The following is an 18,434-nucleotide window of genomic DNA, read 5'->3' on the forward strand; positions in this document are numbered from 1 at the left end:
TCTTATCCTAATTAATTAAATATCTTAAACTTTTAAAAAGTTATATTTTACTAGGAGGAATTCTATGAAAAAACCATTAATCAAACTAACATTGGCTGCCTCTCTCTCATTTGGTGCATTGGGCACACAAGCAGTAATGGCGAAGCCAGTGGAAGCTTCGCAGTTTCAACAAAACTTTTTCTTCGATCAAATCGTCACGAAAGCGATTAATGCCAATTATATGTATCGCAATATTGACCATCTTGCTCAAAATCCGCGGGTAGCTGGAACTGAGGCGGAAGATCAAGCGGTAGAATTTATTAAGCAGCAATTTAAAAAATACGGCTATAAAGCCGAAGTTCAGCCATTTACTTTCTACGGTTATACGGCTCCACATACAATTGAGCTGAATGTAGATGGTTATGAAGGTGCACTAAAACCTGCTTCATTTACTTATTCCGTTAGCGGTAATGTGTCAGGCGACCTTGTGTATGGCGGTTTAGGCAAACCAGAGGAATTAGCTGCGCTTGATCTGACAGGCAAAATTGTTCTAATTAAACGAGGCGAATTAAGCTTCGGTGAAAAGGTATTAAATGCGGCTGCTGCCGGTGCGGCGGGAGTCATTATATATAACAATGCTTCCGGTGCAATGAATGGAACACTTGGAGAAGCAAGCGATGATTATGTACCAGCTGTTGCTCTTACAAAAGCTGAAGGTGAAGCACTGTTAGGTTCATTAGAAGAGAAGGGTACTTTAACGGCTTCACTGAAAGTGGAAGGTGCTAGAACCGGTGAGAGCGTCTCCCATAACGTTGTTGCTACGAAGAAGCCAACGACTAAATTAAGAGATACAAAAGAAATTATTGTGATTGGTGCACATCATGACTCAGTTGCAGGTGCACCAGGAGCAAATGATGATGCCTCAGGAACAGCAATGACTTTAGAATTGGCTCGGATTTTTAAGCTTTTACCAACTGATACAGAAATTCGCTTTGTTACATTTGGAGCGGAAGAGCTTGGATTATTAGGGTCCACTCATTATGTGAACAGTTTGTCAGATGATGAGAAAAGCAGAATGGTAGCGAACTTTAATTTGGATATGGTTGGTAGCAAGGATGCTGGCGATTTAGTGCTGACTACTTTGGATGGTCAACCTAATCTAGTCACAGATCTAGCTCAGGCTTCCAGTACAAGATTGAATGGACAAGCTACTCCAATCGCGCAAGGTGGCAGAAGCGACCATGTTCCTTTCGCTGAAGCTGGTATATCTGCTGCATTATTTATTCATAGTCCGTCTGAGCCTTGGTATCACACACCTGATGATACGATTGATAAAATCAGCAAGGATAAGCTGAAAGACGTTGCGAAGATTGTTGGAAGCGCCGTGTATCAACAAGCGCAAATTGATCGTAAATTCTTGAAGCCTAAGATGAAACCTCAAGAAGTTGAACCACAGCTGTTCCAAGAACAAAATATAAAGTAAGAGGATAAGAGAACAGTCCTTACCATATAAATGGTGAAGACTGTTTTTTTTGAAAAAACTCCTTCGGAACCCTAAATTATGATAAAATCAATTTCATTAACTAGCTGAAAGAAGGACATACGCATGAAAAATCTTTGGACCCTGTTGTTTATGACGATCTTAATGGCAATTTGGGGATTTAATGTACCAACGATTAAAATACTAGTCACTGAATTTCCCCCGATTACCATTACGGGTTTAAGAATTTTAACTGCGGGCGTGGTAGTATTTATTATTTTGGGCTTTATGCGGAAAGTGAGAAAACCGACTTCAAAAGAGGCTTTGTACATCTTTTTTGGAGGGATGTTTAGCATTGTCGGCCATCATTATTTCTTATCTAACGGATTAATAGAAACAACGGCTGCCAATGGTGGGCTTATATTAGGAACCGGACCGATTTTAACAGCGATTTTGTCAGCTGCAGTACTTAAGACGATGCCGTCATTGATACAAATGATTGGATTTTTACTTGGGATCGCAGGTGTCATCTTTATCGTTCTCGTCGGTAACGAGGGGATATCCGGTTTATCTCTTGGCGATCTGTATGTGTTTTTATCAATCTTGTCGCAAGCTTTTAGCTTTATCTTAATCAGCAAGGCAGCGCGAACCATTGATTCACGATTATTGACAGGCTATATGCTGCTATCGGGCGGAGCGATTTTATTCCTGATAAGCTTATGGACCGAGCCAGGCGGCATTGGACAGCTTTCATCGGCACCTGCCTATACATGGTGGATATTCTTAGCATCGGCAGTATTAGCCACCGCAATTGGCCAAATGGGCTACAATTATGCCATCAGTAAGATTGGACCGGCAGAAGCTTCGGTTTTTCTTAACTTAAATACGTTTTTCGCCCTTGTAGGATCGGCGTTATTGTTAAATGAAACCATTACTGTGTTTCATCTAATTGGTTTGTTGCTCATTATCCCAGGTGTATTGTTTGGGTCAGGAGCAGTTGAAGAGATGCTGAGAAGACGGCGAAGGAAAGTCAATTAATGGTGTTTTTTCTACCATCTCTTGCCGTTTCGACCTTCGTTTGGGGTGATAATGGTGTTTTTTCTACCATCTCTTGCTGTTTTGACCTTCGTTTGGGGTGATAATGGTGTTTTTTCTACCATCTCTTACCGTTTTAACCTTACTTTGGGGTGATAATGGTGTTTTTTTTACCATCTCTTGCCGTTTTGACCTTCGTTTGGGATGATTATGGTGTTTTTTCTACCATCTCTTGCCGTTTTGACCTTCGTTTGGGATAATTATGGTGTTTTTCTACCATCTCTTGCTGTTTTGACCTTACTTTGGGGTGATAATGGTGTTTTTTCTACCATCTCTTACCGTTTTGACCTTCGTTTGGGGTGATAATGGTGTTTTTTCTACCTTCTCTTACCGTTTTGACCTTCGTTTGGGGTGATTATGGTGTTTTTTCTACCATCTCTTGCTGTTTTGACCTTCGTTTGGGATAAATCGGTTAATTGAATCAAAAAAAGGAGTCTTTCAATTGAAAGACTCCTTTTCGTATTATTGTTTAGTAAAGGTCTAATAGCCTTTTTTATAATCTATCAGATTGATATCAGGGGTGTTTCCTTCAAGGTATTGCTTAAAGTTTGGCAAGAAAATTTGCTCGATGACCCGTTCTTCATAATGCTCAGTGGATCCAGAAGTATGCGGGGTGATGATGACATTCTCCAGATCCCAAAGTGGGCTTTCAGTCGGAAGCGGCTCTGTCTCGAATACATCAAGTCCTGCACCAGCGATTTGTCCATCCTTTAAGGCTGTATATAATGCTTGTTCATCAGTAATTTCACCACGGCCAATATTTATAAAATAGGCTGAGGACTTCATCAGTTCAAATTGCTTCTTGCTGAATAGATGATGAGTGTCTTTTGTTAGTGGTAAGGTAACGACGATAAAATCACATTTTGGCAATATCGAGTCAAGTTCAAGTGATGTCACCATTTTATCCACATACTCCAGCGGGTTTCCAGAGTGGCGAACCCCAATGACATGCATGCCAAATGCTTTCGCAATTCGTGCCGTCTCTTGTCCGATTGTACCAACCCCAACAATACCCACTGTTTTTCCATGAATCTCATGTTTTATATCGCTAGGATTCCACTTCTTATCCTTTTGGTTTTTTACATATGTATCAATTTTACGTGTGAATGCCAGCATGAAAGCGAAGATTGTTTCTGAAATAGGGTAGGCATGAACACCTTTTGCACAGGTGAGAATGATATCCTTTTCTTCGAATTTTTCAAGCGGCAAATAATTGATGCCCGCGCTCCATGCTTGTATCCAACGGAGGTTCGGATTGTCTGCAAAGGAGTCATTTAATAGACGCTTCCAAGAAAGAATAATCTCCGCATCCTTTGCTTCATCCTCCCATATTGAGGGGTCCTTGCCGACAATCAGTTCCCAATCCGGTGCTGCGTTTTTCACTTGATCAATAAGTCGCTGTTCAAGGTCCAAGGTAATCACGATTTTTCTCTTTGTCATTTGCTAATCCTCCATATCTTTATCCTATTGATAATCTTATCATAGCAAATGAATGAAGAAGTTGTATGGATGAGACATTAGTATTTTTAGATTATTTTTCACCATCCACATATTTCCCGTATTCTGGAATAGCGATGTCGTCGAAGTCACGAACAAGTGTCATTAAGCTTTGTTCGAGCGTATCGGCTGCCATCGGAATGCCATGACCAGTAATAGCTAGTGCTGGTTTTAAGGCTTCTAGTGTACGTACTGAGCTGCGAGCTGCTTCCCAATCAGTTGTGAGATAACGAGGGGGTCCGCTAATTTCCTGTTCTTGCGTTAATACTTTATAAAGAGATTCTTGTTTAACAGTTACAAAGGCATCGCCAGCAATTAATGTCGCATCGCTTTCCCGAAAAAGAGAAATATGTCCTGGTGTATGTCCCGGAGTGTGGATCCATTTCCAGCCTGGCATTTCTAAAATACTTCCATCGCTAAGAAGCGGATGAACATGCTCGGCTAAGTTGATGCCCTCATTAGGGAACATGGAAGAAAATTTAGCAATCAGACCGCCTTCAACAGTCGAATCTGGCTCAGGATAATCCATTTTCCCTGTTAAATATGGAAGCTCCAGTGGATGGGTATAAACAGGTACTTGCCAATTCTCCACTAATTCAAAAATGGCTCCGATATGATCGAAGTGACCATGAGTGAGTATGATGGCTGAGGGCCTGGTGCCTTTGCCGTATAATTCTTCTGCGGTATCAATGATTTTATCTGCTGATTTTGGCATACCAGCATCTACTAGCACCCATTCATTCTCAGATACAGAAACAAAGCATACATTGACAATTTGGATGGTTAAGTAGTGAATTCCTTGGGCTGAATTAACGACCATTCCGCTAGTTGTGGAGGTCATCGGCATATAGTGATTGGACGAATGGTTCTCTTTCATAATGAATACTCCCTTTCTATAATAAAAATCAAATAATTGGCTTAAAAAGAGAAAGACTGTTTATTTGAGTATACCCGCAAATCCTTTGTTTAATCGGACTCAACATTTATTATGAAAGACATTCTTTAACAAAAATTAATCTTTTTTTCATACAGTAAATTAAACGTTCATGTAAAATAAAGGGTATATACCAGTGAAAGGGGAGATTGAAATGCATCAATCTATTTCAATTTACGCACACCGCGGTTTGAGTGGCCGCTATCCAGAGAATACGATGGACGCCTTTCAAGCAGCACTAGAAGCTGGGGCACAAGGAATCGAACTGGATGTACAATTATCGAAGGATGGTCAAATGGTCATCATACATGATGAAAAAATTAATCGAACGACTGATGGCACAGGCTATGTAAAGGATTTTTCTTACGCGGAACTTAGGCAGTTTGATGCAGGCAGTTGGTTTAACCCAGTGTTTGCAAATCAGTATATTCCTACTTTGGAAGAGGTTTTTAAGTGGGCAACAAAGGATGGCAATCAGCTCATAATCAATGTGGAATTGAAGAATGATGTAATCCGTTATGAGGGGCTGGAGGAAAAGGTATTATCGCTGCTATATAGATATCGTCTCCAAGATCGCGTGATTCTCTCTTCTTTCAATCCCGAAAGTGTGAAAAGACTGCGTGAACTCGATGCCAATATGAAAATAGGCTATTTAATATTAGGCATTCATAAAAATGCGGTAAAAATAGCTGAAAACATCGGTGCCAACGCCATCCACTGTGAAGAAGCATTTGCCCTGTCGCAGTATGGTAAGGAAGCCATTAGCGCCGGATTTCCATTAAGGATTTATACAGTAAATGAAGCGAGTAAATTTAAGGTGCTGTTTGAAGCAGGAGCAGAGGTCATTATGACAGATTATCCGGATTTACCTTTGGAAAAGTAGAGGAATGATGAAGGGTCGTCAAGGAGCGTTCTTGATGACCCTAAGAATGAGATGCGGTTCCAATCAAGCGATTACAACATCGGCTTATGCTTATTAATAAAATTTTGTTCTAATCCCATGATTAGCGCAAAACAGCAAAATCATGTTCTAAAACCGAGATTAGAACAAAACCCAGGCGCTAATCAATAAAATCGTGTTCTAATCCCACGATTAGAACAAAACCCAGGCGCAAAACAGCAAAATCATGTTCTGAAATCGAGATTAGAACAAAACCCAGGCGCTAATCAATAAAACCGTGTCCCAATATCCCACGATTAGAACAAAACCCAGGCGATAATCAGCAAAATCATGTTCTAAAACCGGGATTTCAATTCCAATCTTTTTCTAGACGTAACTAGCGCTTAATCGGTCTTTCCAATGTCAGAATTTCTTCCTCTATTGCTGAGAATTGCTCTTCCATCATCGACTTTACATCGTTAACTCCCGCATTATAAAAATGTGGGGCAAGCGATTCCTTCACAAAATCCAATACTCTTTCTGCTGCAAATTCAGAAAGTTCTTCATCTCTTTCTTGTGAGAAGAAAATTTGAATTTGGTCAATCATGATTTGCTGTTGCTCTTTTGAAAATTTATAAAACAACTTCATCACACTCCTTCTACGATGATTGTTACTATACATGAAAATATGATGGAATGATAGGTATTTACAGGATAGAAAATTCGTGTCAATTAATCATTTGTCCACTAATTAAAGTAAGGCAATCTCCAATCAATTCAACGTTCTCTCCGGCTATTTTTAAATGGATTTCCCCGCCGCGTGCTGAATCTTGGAAGGCCGTAAATTGCTTTTTAGCCAAAACCTTCCCCCAATAGGAAGCCAAGGCACAATGTGCTGAGCCAGTGACGAAATCTTCGTTAATCCCGATTTTGGGAGCGAAATATCGCGATACAAAGTCGTATTGATTGGATCCGCGGCTAGTGAGGATGACCCCTGGACCATCCAGTTTCCTTATTGCTTCCAAGCAAGGGGTTACATTATGGATGGTTTTTGCGTCTTCTAATTCTAAAATATAGCGATCCTCCGCCCAGGCCGCATTTACGATGGGGGAGTCAACTACAGCCTCTAAATAATCAGTCACTTCAATGTTTTTGGTTTGCTTGATTGGGAATCTGAGGATAATTTGTTCAGCAGATCGTTCTGTTTGAAGCGTTCCCGATTGAGTTTCAAAAATAATAGGAGACGTTGTTGCTGTTAAGCCCTCACTCCATAAAATATGAGCGGCACCTAACGTACCGTGGCCACATAAATCAATCTCTTCTATAGGTGTAAACCATCTAAGATTGTATCTATTTTGTTCTGTTTGCGTAACAAAGGCAGTTATTGGCTGGTTGATTTCATTTGCTAATGATTGCATCCAGTCATCAGATCGTTTATTGCTCATTAAAATGACGGCTGCGGGATTTCCCTTAAATTTTTCTCTCGTAAAAGCATTGATTAAAAAGATCTGGTGAGCCATATTCATTTCTCCTTATTTGAAAAAAGGAGAACCCAATATGGATTCCCCTCTCATTTCTTTATTTGTTTATTTTAAAAGAGCTTTTCAATGAAACGATTCGGTTATATACTGGCTTCTCAGCTGTTGAGTATTTCGTATCGACATTGAAATACCCGTGGCGGAAAAATTGGAACTTATCCTGTGGTTTTGCATCCTTCATATTGGGTTCAATAAAGCCTTGAACGATTTCAAGTGAATTCGGATTAATATGATCAAGGAAGTTTTTATCCTCAGATTCATCACTCGCCATTTGTTCATCAAGAACAAGTGGTTCATAGAGACGGAATTCTGCTGGGATGGCGCTTTTAGCATCAACCCAGTGCAATGTTCCTTTCACCTTTCGGCCAGTAAAGCCTGAACCGCTCTTTGTTTCAGGATCGTAGGTGCAATGAAGCTCTACAACATTGCCTTCGTCATCCTTAATGACCTCATTACATTTAATGAAGTATGCGTGTTTTAGACGAACTTCGTTTCCAGGGAAGAGACGGAAATATTTCTTTGGCGGATCTTCCATGAAGTCATCTTGCTCGACGTAAATCTCTCTTGAAAATGGAATCTTACGTGTGCCCATTTCCTCGTTCTCTGGATTATTTTCCGCTTCAAGCAGTTCTGATTGGTCTTCAGGATAGTTTGTAATGACAATCTTTAATGGACGCAGGATGCCCATTGTACGAGGAGCGGTTAATTTTAAATCCTCACGTACATAATGCTCCAGCATCGCCTCGTCTACTGCTCCGTTTCCTTTAGAAACACCTGTTTCTTGGACAAACTCACGGATGGCCCCCGGTGTATAGCCTTTTCTTCTTAATCCGGATAAAGTAGGTATTCTGGGATCATCCCAGCCATCGACAATGCCTTCCTCCACTAGCTGCTTAAGCTTGCGTTTACTCATTACGGTGTTAGTAATATTTAATCGGCCAAACTCGATTTGCTGTGGTTGGCTCTCCATTTCACATTCTTGCACGATCCAATTGTATAGTGGTCGTTGATCCTCAAACTCAGTCGTACAAAGTGAATGTGTAACATTTTCAATTGCATCTTCTAGCGGATGTGCAAAGGCATACATCGGATAAATGCACCAACTGTCACCAGTGTTGTGGTGAGTAGAATGGGAGATGCGGTAAATAACAGGGTCGCGAAAATTTAAATTAGGTGAAGACATATCGATTTTGGCACGAAGCACCTTGCTGCCGTTTTCAAATTCGCCTTTACGCATGCGATCAAATAAATTAAGATTCTCTTCAACCGAACGATCACGGTAAGGACTATCCTTTCCTGGTTCAGTTAATGTTCCTCGATAGGCGCGAATCTCCTCTTGATTGAGATCGTCTACGTACGCCTTTCCTTTTTTGATTAAAAGAACGGCGCGGTTATACATCTCTTCAAAGTAATCAGATGCGTAACGAAGCTCTTCCCAGTCATAGCCTAACCACTTTACATCTTCCTTAATGGCATCGACGTATTCTTGATCCTCTTTAAGTGGATTTGTATCATCGAAGCGCAGGTGAGTTTGTCCATTAAAATCATCTGCTACGCCGAAATTAATGATAATTGATTTTGCATGACCGATATGAAGGTAGCCGTTCGGTTCTGGAGGAAAGCGAGTGATGACTTTATCACGCTTGCCCGTTTCTAAATCCTCTTTAATTATTGTCCGAATAAAATTTGATTGTTCCAATCCGATATCAGCCTTTCTGTATATAAGTATTATCCCTATTTTAAAGATATTTCTAAGATAAATAAAGTGTCATTCGATTTTATCTATTATATACAAAAATAGCGCGGTTAAAAAGGCTTTGAAGCGGGTAATTGTATTAAGCTATATAAATGGCTCAAGTGCAAAGGAATTATGAAAAGATTCCTTTAATAGAATCAATCAGATTTTTAAAGAAATTAGAGACAGCTTGCAGAAAGCCTTCGTCACCAACTGCTTCAGAAATTTTATTTTGTACATCTTTAGCCAGATCATTCAGCTGAGATTTCACATTATCGAAGTTAATGTTAAGCTCTCGCATTCTTTCGAAAAGGTTAATGAGGAGTTGTCTATCCTCGTCACTTAATTTGAGTTCAAGCGTTTTCAGCTTTTCGTCGATGATTTGTTCAATGTCTTCTTTAGTTGCAGGGTTTTGATCTGCGATTTCTTTCTTAATTTCAGTTAGAAGCTCAGTTACTTTATCTTGGTCAAGTCCTTCTTTTTTTGCTAAATTCGTTGCCAAGCTCAGTTCGTCATTGGCTACTTCAGTACGATCTTTGTCCAGTTCAGTGCCTTCGCCTTGGTCATATGCTTTGTAAATACCGACGAGAGCTGAATGCCCGCTTACTTTTACCGGTGAAGCGATATCGATGACGGCTTCTTCAATCCCAGCAGTCAATAAAGCGTTGGCATACATTTCATCTGTTACTTCCGTAATATTCTCTGGAGTTAATTGATTGATGATGACACCTTGGCCAGTATCCTTCCTCGTAATTTTTGCAGAGGAATACATGTTGGAGCGGGGATCACCTTTAATATAATAAACGATGTCATCAGCAGTCACTGTGATTTCTTCAACCATCTTTGTATCTTTCACGCCAAGTATTTTTCGTGTTTCTTCTTTTTGAGCTGACGTTAAAGCTTCACCAAAAACAACAATGGGCAAACCATATTTTTCATCGATGCTATCCTCATTATTTTTATCACCAGAAGATGCTTGCACGAAAGTTTGGATGCTAAACACAAGCGCAATCGCAGCAAACGCAGCACACCATATCCTAAATGTTTTTTTCATATGAATGGTCTCCTTAAGTTTTTATATCCACTAAGAGTATAGACGTATAACGGTGGAAAAAGTTTCATAAATATATTCATAGCTCATTTTATACTAAACTACCAGCAAAAAAAACGAGGAAGGATCGAATAGTATGAATAGCACCGAATTTTTTCCTATTAAAAATATTACAGACTTCAACATTTATGTATCAAAAATGATAGGTAAATGAAATTGTTTGCAGAAAAAAATCTGATAGAATAACAAGGAAGAAACAGTAGCAAGAATGGGCTTGCATACTAACATGCAAAGCGGGGGAACGATTATGACATTAGAAAAACAATTAATTAATAAAAATTTTTATGAAACATATATGCTGGAAAGAGAAAATGTTCATCCAGTTAGAGTATTGGGTGAAGCTTATTTGGCTGAGAACAACAAAGAAACATCTGATTTAACGATGATTCGATTTGCCCAAGGTGAAATCTATTTTCATCATAAGGATTATGAAGCTGCCATTTTTAAATGGGAAAATATTGATAATGAGTTTGAGCCATGGGCGAAGAAAAATGTCGCAGATGCATACCTTGAGCTAGAACTGCTTTCAACTGCTGAAGATATTTATAAAGGAATTCAGACTGATTCGGATGTGTTAAAGATAGAAGTGCTCTTACAGCTCTTTTCCTTATACATACAAAAAGGGAAGCTTGAACGTGCAGTTGACTCAATTAAGAATGCCGTTTATTTGGACCCTGACTATCCGGATGTCACGAATATTGCACGTGTATTCTTTGAGGATCACCAAGATTGGCAAAACGCTGTCGAGCTTGCTGTCAACGAATCGATACGGACAGAATCACTTGCATGGTTTGATGTACTAAAGTCATACGTCAAGAAAGGGAAAACGGCAAAAATTGAGCCTAATTACTTTAGTGAGGCTTTGTTGGTCCTATATAAAATTGATTTACGCCAATTCGAAGGCCTTTCGTCAGCTCTGTGGAAGAGCTATCAAGATAAAGAGTTGTATTTTGCATGGCTGAAGGAATTCAATCATCTAATGCTTACTAATGGCGCTGAACGTTCTCATACTTGGGATGAGCTGTCCCAGCTATATTATGAAACGTATTTAGACTTGATTAATGGCAAGCGCTTGATACGGGATCTTTCACATCTGATACCGATTCATTTGAAGAATTGGGTTAGAATCACATCTCCTTCTTACGCGCTAGTGGCTTCTGCATCCGTTCTTGCGTGGAGTGAGGTTTTTCCATCCAATATTGAAGCGGATGCAATTAGTGAAGCAGAAAGAGTCATCAGCCAATCTGGTACCTTGGATAACGGATTGGAAGAATGCTTTACGCTTTTCGATTCCATCATGAAATGGGCAGAAGATAATAATGTGTTAATGGGAGAGCGGTTTGAGTGGCTTGTAAATGAATTATTGGATTTGAATGCCCAGCATGTATTAGTTGCTGGAATGGCTGGCAGCGGGAAATCAGATTTCATTCAATCGGTTCTAGGGGATGGTGCATCTGGTGAGGAATCTCCTGGAGTTGTAATGTATAAGAATAATGATGAAATCAAAATTACTGAAGTAACTGATGAAGCTATCCGTCCAATCAATGATTTTTCTGAAGTGAAAGTGGGTACAGAACGCCGTGAACAAGTTTTTATCGATTGCAAAATGCCTTTTGCTTATTTAGAGAAAAATGGACTTGCGCTTATGGACACGCCTGGATTATCCAGCAGTAATAAATATAAAAATGATGTATTCCAATACTTGCATTTTGCTGATAGCTTAATTTTTGTCTTGAATGCAGATCATCCACTAACAGATAGAGAATTGGATATTATTGTGAAGGTGCGTGAACAAGCTTCAGCGTTACCCGTCCATTTCCTGTTAAATCACTTGGATACCATTAGCAACGAACAGGAAGCTGTTGAATTAATGGATGCAACAATCTCTCGTGTTTCCACCTATTTCCCGAAAGCGAAGATATTTGCCTTTTCATCACAATACGATCATCGTGAACAGCTGAGTGATTTCTCTATCTTCCTTCAATCCATCATGGAAGGACGGAATATGGAAGAAGAGCGTACAGGCAAAATGCTTCATTATATTCGAAAATCTATTAAATTTTTACTCGATAAACGAGTCGAGAAGGAAAATGGCTTAATCGATGATATCAACTGGAATGAGGAAATGGTGACGAAGCTGAATGGAGCGATTCACCAGCTTGAGGATATAGAAGAAGATAAGATCAAAACGATAAAACGCAGTTATAGTGACATTAAAAAAGAGATGGAGAGAACCCTTTCTGACTCTATCCCGGATATATTGCGAAATAGTGCTGAGCTTATTAAAGAGGACAGTGACTTCAGCAAACTTCATATTCAGTTGAATGACGAGATGAACCGACGGATTTATAAGCATATTGAACAGCAGGTGCTTCCAGCCTTCCGTATGTCCATTCAAGATTGGATCTCAGTAAGCGAGCAGGAATTCCAGGAAAGTCAAGCATATCTGCATGAAATGGGCGATGGCTTTAACGAATTGTTTGGCTATAATAAGCTGACCTTAAGCAGTGATTTCCGAGTGCTCGATGATTGGAAAAGAGATGCTGATCGTCTTACACACGGAAGTATTCAATTGGAGAAAGCCAATATTTTATTAAGGTATACCCCAACTCAAATATTGCTTAAGAGTGCCGGGAAAATATTTGGTCTCATACCGCAAAATAAAACGATGCTTCACAATAAATACAAGCAGTTTGTGGAAAACGAAGATTACAGTGAAATTGCCAACAAAATCACCGAAAGTTTCATACAGCAATTTGAACTGTTTGAAAAAGCATTAGACCGCGATATTAAAATGTTCTTCCAGTACCCATTTGCAGCGTTAAACGCAACTGTGGAAGAATCCTATACAATCATCGCTGATAACAATCTATCACTTGATGATATGAAAAAGAATCCAGAGGTTTATAAAGACCCATTAACAATGTTCGAATTGAAGCTGAAACAATACGAGTGGATGACGAATATTGATGATCGGGTGAAACAATATAGTTAAAGGAAGAGGGAGGCTTTATAGCCTTCTTTTTTTATGCTTTTTATGGAAAGAGATATTCAGCCCTTCGAGTTGGGAAAAAGGACGTGGGAGGGCGAAAAAATGAAGAATAAATACCCTTCGTTCCGTAAAAGTGAAAGCCAAATAAAAGCCCTTCAAATAGAAAAAGAACTTTAGTCCCAATCCAAACGAAAGGCAATCGTGCAAAATCCTCATTCAACAACAAGGCAGACAAGTTATCCCAGCAAAATACCCTCAAAGTTGGCGTATCCCAACGAATAAATACCTAAGATTTAATGAATGTCACCTAAGTCCCAGCACCTCATTCACCATTTCGTTGTTCTTCCTAGAAAAACATTTGTGCTTACCAGGGAGAAGAAATCCTTGATTATTTTCTGAACAGTAGTAAACTTAATCTATAAAATAGTAATGAGATTGGGAGATGTCTTGATGAAAGTCGTAAAGTTTGGCGGTTCTTCACTGGCTACAGGAGCACAACTAGAAAAGGTTTTTGACATTGTTACATCTGATATGGACCGAAAAATCGTGGTTGTTTCCGCACCAGGGAAACGTGACCAGGAGGATGAAAAGGTAACAGATTTATTAATTGCAAGTGGACTTCATGCAATCAATGGAGAAGATCCATTGCCGTTTATTAATCAAGTGTTAAAACGGTATCGTGATATTGCAAAAGATCTTAATATGCCGCCAACCATTATTGAGACGATTAAGCAAGACTTAATGGCAAGAGTAGAAGGGGATCATAGTGATCCTGAACAATATTTAGATGTATTAAAAGCGAGCGGAGAAGATAATAATGCGAAATTGGTCGCGTGTTATTTTCAAATGAGAGGCTTGGCAGCAAACTATGTAAATCCAAAAGATGCTGGATTAATTGTTAGCCATGAGCATGGGAATGCCCAAGTGCTGCCTGAAGCTTATATGAGGTTGGCATTATTGGCCGAGTTTGAGGGAATTGTCATTTTTCCAGGCTTCTTTGGTTACAGTCAGGAGGGAGAAGTCTTCACTTTTTCAAGAAGCGGTTCAGATGTAACTGGGGCGATTTTGGCTCATGCGGTAAAAGCAGATTTGTATGAAAATTATACAGATGTGGATGCTGTCTTTTCCGTCAATCCGAGCTTTGTTGAACACCCAAAAGAAATTAAGGAGCTTACTTATCGCGAGATGCGTGAATTATCCTATGCAGGTTTTACCGTATTGCATGAGGAAGCGCTCATTCCTGCAATTAAAGCTGGAATCCCAGTGCAAATAAAGAATACAAATAATCCTGAAGCAAAAGGTACGAGAATCGTGAATGCGCGGGATAACACAAACGGCCCTGTCGTAGGAATTGCCAGTGCTGGCGGATTTTGCAGCATATATGTCAGCAAATATTTGCTGAATAGAGAAATCGGCTTTGGCCGCAAACTCTTTTCTATTTTAGAACAAAATGGCATCAGCTATGAGCATACACCATCAGGCATCGATGATGTAACTGTCATATTAAGAGAGCAGCAAATGGAAAATCAAAATGAAGAAGAAATGGTTAAACAAATAGAATCAGAGCTGCAAGCGGATGAAGTAAACATTCAGCATAGCCTGGCTTTAATTATGGTTGTAGGTGAAGGCATGCGCCATAATGTTGGAACGATGGCCAGGGCAGCCAATGCGCTCGCACAGGCTGAAGTAAATATTGAAATGATTAATCAAGGTTCTTCAGAAGTGAGCATGATGTTCGCTGTAAAAGAAGTAGACGAAAAACGAGCGGTGAAAGCACTCTATAATGAGTTTTTTGCTTCTATACCCGCTATGACTGTATAAAGATTAAAGATGTCCTATTTTGGCAATAGGACATCTTTTTTTGAAAAGCAATCATTATAAAGTGTTGTGCGTGACTCTAGGCAGGACCTTTCCTGGATTCATAATCTGTTTCGGATCAATCAATTGCTTGATATCCTGCATGAGCTCTAATGACGCTCCATGCTCTGCTTGCTGATATTTTATTTTTCCGAGACCGACGCCATGCTCCCCTGTGCAAGTTCCTCCATACGACAATGCGAGCTTCACGATATGACCATCGATTTCGTTCATCGTGCGAATTTCATCAGGATTGTCAGGGTCATACATATAAATCGTGTGGAAGTTCCCATCGCCAATATGGCCTAGGACACCGCCCTCAATCCCATATTGATCAATGATATTTCGCGCGTAAGAGACAACTTCACCCAGCTTGGAAATCGGCACACACACATCCGTGCCCCCAGCTTTTAATTTTGGATTTTGATGGCGGAAAGCGTAAGCCAGTTCATGCCTGGCTTTCCAAAGGGTCGCGCGTGCTTTTGAATCTGTTTCTGCTAGCCAATCTATACTGCCAGCTTCTCTAGCAATCATCTCCGCTAATGCGGCGTCTTCTTTAATGCCACTTTCGTTACCGTGGAATTCGAAAAATAAGGAAGGTTGTTCAGGGTATGAAGTACCGCTATATTCATTGACTTTTCTTATACTGACATCATCGACTAACTCCATTCTCCCAACAGGAATCCCTGCATGTAGAACGGCTTGAGCAGCTTTTACAGAGGCTTCTATATTTGAGAAAGAGCATCGAGCTGCTAAAACGGCTTCAGGAATTCCTTGCAGCTTTAAAGTGATTTCTGTGAAAACACCGAGCGTTCCTTCTGATCCGATGAATAAGCCATTCAAATGATAGCCTGATGAAGACTTTTTGGCGAGACTGCCAGCTTGAATGATTTTCCCATTTGGCAGGACAACTTCTAACTGTAAGACTTGATCCCGCATCGTACCATAGCGTACCGCAGCTGTACCACTTGCGTTCGTCGCTGCCATTCCGCCAATTGTTGCATCTGCACCTGGGTCAACAGGGAAAAACAGCCCTTTACGATTAACGGCTTCATTCAGTTGTAGACGTGTTACGCCAGGCTGAACGGTCACAAGCATGTCGTCAGGCTGAAAGGATACAATTTGGTTCATATTTTGAAAGCTGATGCTTATTCCTTTCTTCACAGGGATAGCTTGACCTTCCAGTCCCGACCCTGCACCGAAAGGAATAATCGGGATTGTTTGTTGGTTAGCAAACTGAACGATTGCAACTACATCTTCTTTACATGAAGGAAAAACGACAACATCTGGCTCTACAGCTGGATGATAGGATTCATCCTTACTATGATGAAAGAGCTGTGTCTCACTTTTGCTTACCTTGTCCTCACCTAATAATTGGATAAGTTGTTTATACATAAATATACACCTCGGAATATTTTTATAAATTATTTAAAAATTCATTTACTTCTATATTATCAAACATTATTATAATTTGTATACAGTATACAGATGACTGGGAGGAGATGAGAAGTGAAAAAGATTGCGAGAGGGGAATCATTAGGCGTACAAGCGTACTCCATTATCAAGCAGGCAATTATTTCTGGAGATCTCAGTCCTGGTGACTGGCTACACGAGGAGAAGGTTGCAACTAATTTAGGAATTAGCCGCACTCCGCTGCGTGAAGCACTTCAGCTTCTCTCTACCGAAGGGCTTGTGATTTTAGAAAAAGGAAAGCCGGCAATAGTGGCATCATTTACCTATGAAGAGGCATTGGAGCTGCTGGAGGTACGGAGTATTTTAGAAACAAGTAATTTGGATATGCTGGCTTCGAACATTGATGCAGAATGGATCAATCAGCTTGAAAATCATATAAGACTTCAAGAAGCAACGATGGAAAATCAGGACTATCAAGCATTTAATGATTTAGATCATGAATTTCACCTGCTTCTTGCTGATAAAAGCAGAAATAAGACGCTGGCTAACCTGATAGTACAGTTAAACAGCCAAGTAAGCAGAGCATTTATCATTTTATCAAAAACTTTACCGTTTAGTGTACAAGGAGCAATCGAGGAACATACATCCATTGTCAATGCATTAAAAAATAAAGATATTCAAACGGCTAAAGTCAGAATGGAGAATCACTTAAAAAATGTTGGCAAGCGTATTTAATTAAATAGGGGAGAGTTGATGAATATGAAACAAAGAGCAGCAGGAATTTTATTGCTAGTAGCTATCCTACTAATCAGTGCATGTGGCAGACCATCAGGCGGTGACGGGACAACCAGTGAGGGAGAATCGGAAAAATATACACTCCGCATTGCATATCTAGTACCGGAAGAACAGTCAACTCATATTGCAGCATTAAACTTTAAGAAAAAAGTAGAAGAGGATTCTGATGGTCAAATTGAAGTTCAACTGTATCCGAACGGGTCATTATATGCTTCAGACCGGGAAGCTATTGAAGCTGTACAGCTAGGAAACATTGAAATGACCATACCGGCAGTAGCACCGCTTGCTTCATTCAATAAAAAATTCATGGTATTTGATCTTCCATACCTTTTTAACACAGACGAAGCAGCATACAAAGCGCTCGATGGCGAATTGGGTCAATCATTATTAGATGATTTAGCGAACAATGATTTAAAAGGATTAGTGTTTGCGGAGAATGGCTTCAGGAATATTTCCAACAATGATGGACCTGTAGAAGCACCAGAGGATTTAAAAGGAATAAAGTTCCGTACGTTGGAAAATCCAGTTCACACAGATACATTTAAGGCGTTTGGCGCAAATGCTTCACCGTTTGCCTTTGGAGAACTGTATACAGCTCTTCAGCAAAAAACATATGACGCGATGGAAAACCCAATCTCGTTATTTTACACAAATAAATTTTATGAAGTCCAAGATTATTTAACGCTAAGCGGACATGTATATGCGGCGACCATTTTAGTGATGAATAATGATTTTTACAACGAATTGCCTGCGGGTTTACAGAAGGTAATAGACGAAGCTTCCATGGAATATCGAACAGAGCAGAGAGAGCTTGCTCATAAACAAGATGAGGAATTTCTAGGAAAGATTAAAGAAGAGGGTACAAAAGTAAATGAATTGACACCTGAACAAAAACAGGTTTTCAGAGAAGCAGCTCAATCAGTTTATGATAAATATGTTCCAGAAATTGGAGAGGACCTTGTTGACCAGGCTTTAAAGGCGAACGATTAAAATGAATTTCGTATCGAACGAGCTGTCAGAGAAAGAAAAGGTTAACTAGTTAACCAAACTAGTGCCCGAACGGGATGCCAAAGCAAGAAAGGGTTAACTAGTTAACCAAACTAGTGCCCGAACGGGATGCCAGAGAAG

The 18,434-nt window shown here is 39.9% G+C and carries 14 protein-coding genes; 7 read left to right on the plus strand and 7 right to left on the minus strand.

Translation table 11 applies throughout. The features are described 5' to 3' along the window. Nucleotides 1–64: 64 nt before the first annotated feature. Entirely contained in the window at nt 65–1,462 is a 1,398-nt protein-coding gene (locus tag J2S17_RS26000; protein ID WP_307479601.1) for a M28 family peptidase, read from the plus strand. A 123-nt stretch (nt 1,463–1,585) separates the two neighbouring features. Beyond that, a complete protein-coding gene (locus tag J2S17_RS26005) occupies nt 1,586–2,497 on the plus strand; it encodes a DMT family transporter (protein ID WP_307479603.1) in 912 nt (303 codons plus the stop codon). 537 nt (nt 2,498–3,034) lie between these two features. On the opposite strand, the gene J2S17_RS26010 is transcribed toward J2S17_RS26005, so the two are convergent. Together J2S17_RS26010 and J2S17_RS26015 are read right to left on the minus strand one after the other, a co-directional pair. Then, the gene (locus J2S17_RS26010; protein ID WP_307479606.1) at nt 3,035–3,994 is read right to left on the minus strand and encodes a D-2-hydroxyacid dehydrogenase; all 960 of its coding nucleotides are present in this window, start codon (nt 3,992–3,994) and stop codon (nt 3,035–3,037) included. Between the two features lie 91 nt (nt 3,995–4,085). After that, nucleotides 4,086–4,928 (minus strand): MBL fold metallo-hydrolase, encoded by an 843-nt coding sequence (locus tag J2S17_RS26015; protein WP_307479608.1) that lies wholly within the window; start codon nt 4,926–4,928, stop codon nt 4,086–4,088. 211 nt (nt 4,929–5,139) lie between these two features. Here J2S17_RS26015 and J2S17_RS26020 point away from each other — a divergent pair, with 211 nt between their 5' ends. Continuing rightward, nucleotides 5,140–5,868, plus strand: coding sequence for a glycerophosphodiester phosphodiesterase (locus tag J2S17_RS26020; RefSeq protein WP_307479611.1), 729 nt, complete (start codon nt 5,140–5,142; stop codon nt 5,866–5,868). Nucleotides 5,869–6,262: 394 nt separating this feature from the next. On the opposite strand, the gene J2S17_RS26025 is transcribed toward J2S17_RS26020, so the two are convergent. The 4 genes from J2S17_RS26025 to J2S17_RS26040 form a co-directional block, all read right to left on the minus strand. Further along, nucleotides 6,263–6,508 carry a DUF2164 domain-containing protein gene (locus J2S17_RS26025; protein WP_307479613.1) on the minus strand — a complete coding sequence of 82 codons (246 nt, stop codon included), beginning with the start codon at nt 6,506–6,508 and terminating at the stop codon, nt 6,263–6,265. 85 nt (nt 6,509–6,593) lie between these two features. Further along, nucleotides 6,594–7,385 carry a PhzF family phenazine biosynthesis protein gene (locus tag J2S17_RS26030; RefSeq protein ID WP_307479615.1) on the minus strand — a complete coding sequence of 264 codons (792 nt, stop codon included), beginning with the start codon at nt 7,383–7,385 and terminating at the stop codon, nt 6,594–6,596. Nucleotides 7,386–7,443: 58 nt separating this feature from the next. Then, the gene (locus J2S17_RS26035) at nt 7,444–9,102 is read right to left on the minus strand and encodes a glutamine--tRNA ligase/YqeY domain fusion protein (protein ID WP_307479618.1); all 1,659 of its coding nucleotides are present in this window, start codon (nt 9,100–9,102) and stop codon (nt 7,444–7,446) included. A 169-nt stretch (nt 9,103–9,271) separates the two neighbouring features. Next, on the minus strand, nt 9,272–10,192 hold the full coding sequence (locus J2S17_RS26040) for a DUF1002 domain-containing protein (RefSeq protein ID WP_307479621.1): 921 nt from the start codon (nt 10,190–10,192) through the stop codon (nt 9,272–9,274). 304 nt (nt 10,193–10,496) lie between these two features. Here J2S17_RS26040 and J2S17_RS26045 point away from each other — a divergent pair, with 304 nt between their 5' ends. Both J2S17_RS26045 and J2S17_RS26050 read left to right on the plus strand, forming a co-directional pair. Then, entirely contained in the window at nt 10,497–13,244 is a 2,748-nt protein-coding gene (locus J2S17_RS26045) for a dynamin family protein (RefSeq protein WP_307479623.1), read from the plus strand. 447 nt (nt 13,245–13,691) lie between these two features. Beyond that, on the plus strand, nt 13,692–15,062 hold the full coding sequence (locus tag J2S17_RS26050) for an aspartate kinase (RefSeq protein WP_307479626.1): 1,371 nt from the start codon (nt 13,692–13,694) through the stop codon (nt 15,060–15,062). 54 nt (nt 15,063–15,116) lie between these two features. Here J2S17_RS26050 and J2S17_RS26055 read toward each other — a convergent pair whose 3' ends face one another. Continuing rightward, nucleotides 15,117–16,493: an FAD-binding oxidoreductase gene (locus tag J2S17_RS26055; RefSeq protein WP_307479629.1), complete on the minus strand. Its 1,377-nt coding sequence runs from the start codon at nt 16,491–16,493 to the stop codon at nt 15,117–15,119. Between the two features lie 114 nt (nt 16,494–16,607). Between J2S17_RS26055 and J2S17_RS26060 the strand changes: the two genes are divergently transcribed. Beyond that, entirely contained in the window at nt 16,608–17,246 is a 639-nt protein-coding gene (locus J2S17_RS26060) for a GntR family transcriptional regulator (RefSeq protein ID WP_307479632.1), read from the plus strand. Nucleotides 17,247–17,264: 18 nt separating this feature from the next. Next, nucleotides 17,265–18,296: a TRAP transporter substrate-binding protein gene (locus tag J2S17_RS26065; protein ID WP_307479634.1), complete on the plus strand. Its 1,032-nt coding sequence runs from the start codon at nt 17,265–17,267 to the stop codon at nt 18,294–18,296. Nucleotides 18,297–18,434 lie beyond the last annotated feature (138 nt).

It is taken from the genome of Cytobacillus purgationiresistens (assembly GCF_030813235.1).
GTDB lineage: Bacteria > Bacillota > Bacilli > Bacillales > Cytobacillaceae > Cytobacillus > Cytobacillus purgationiresistens.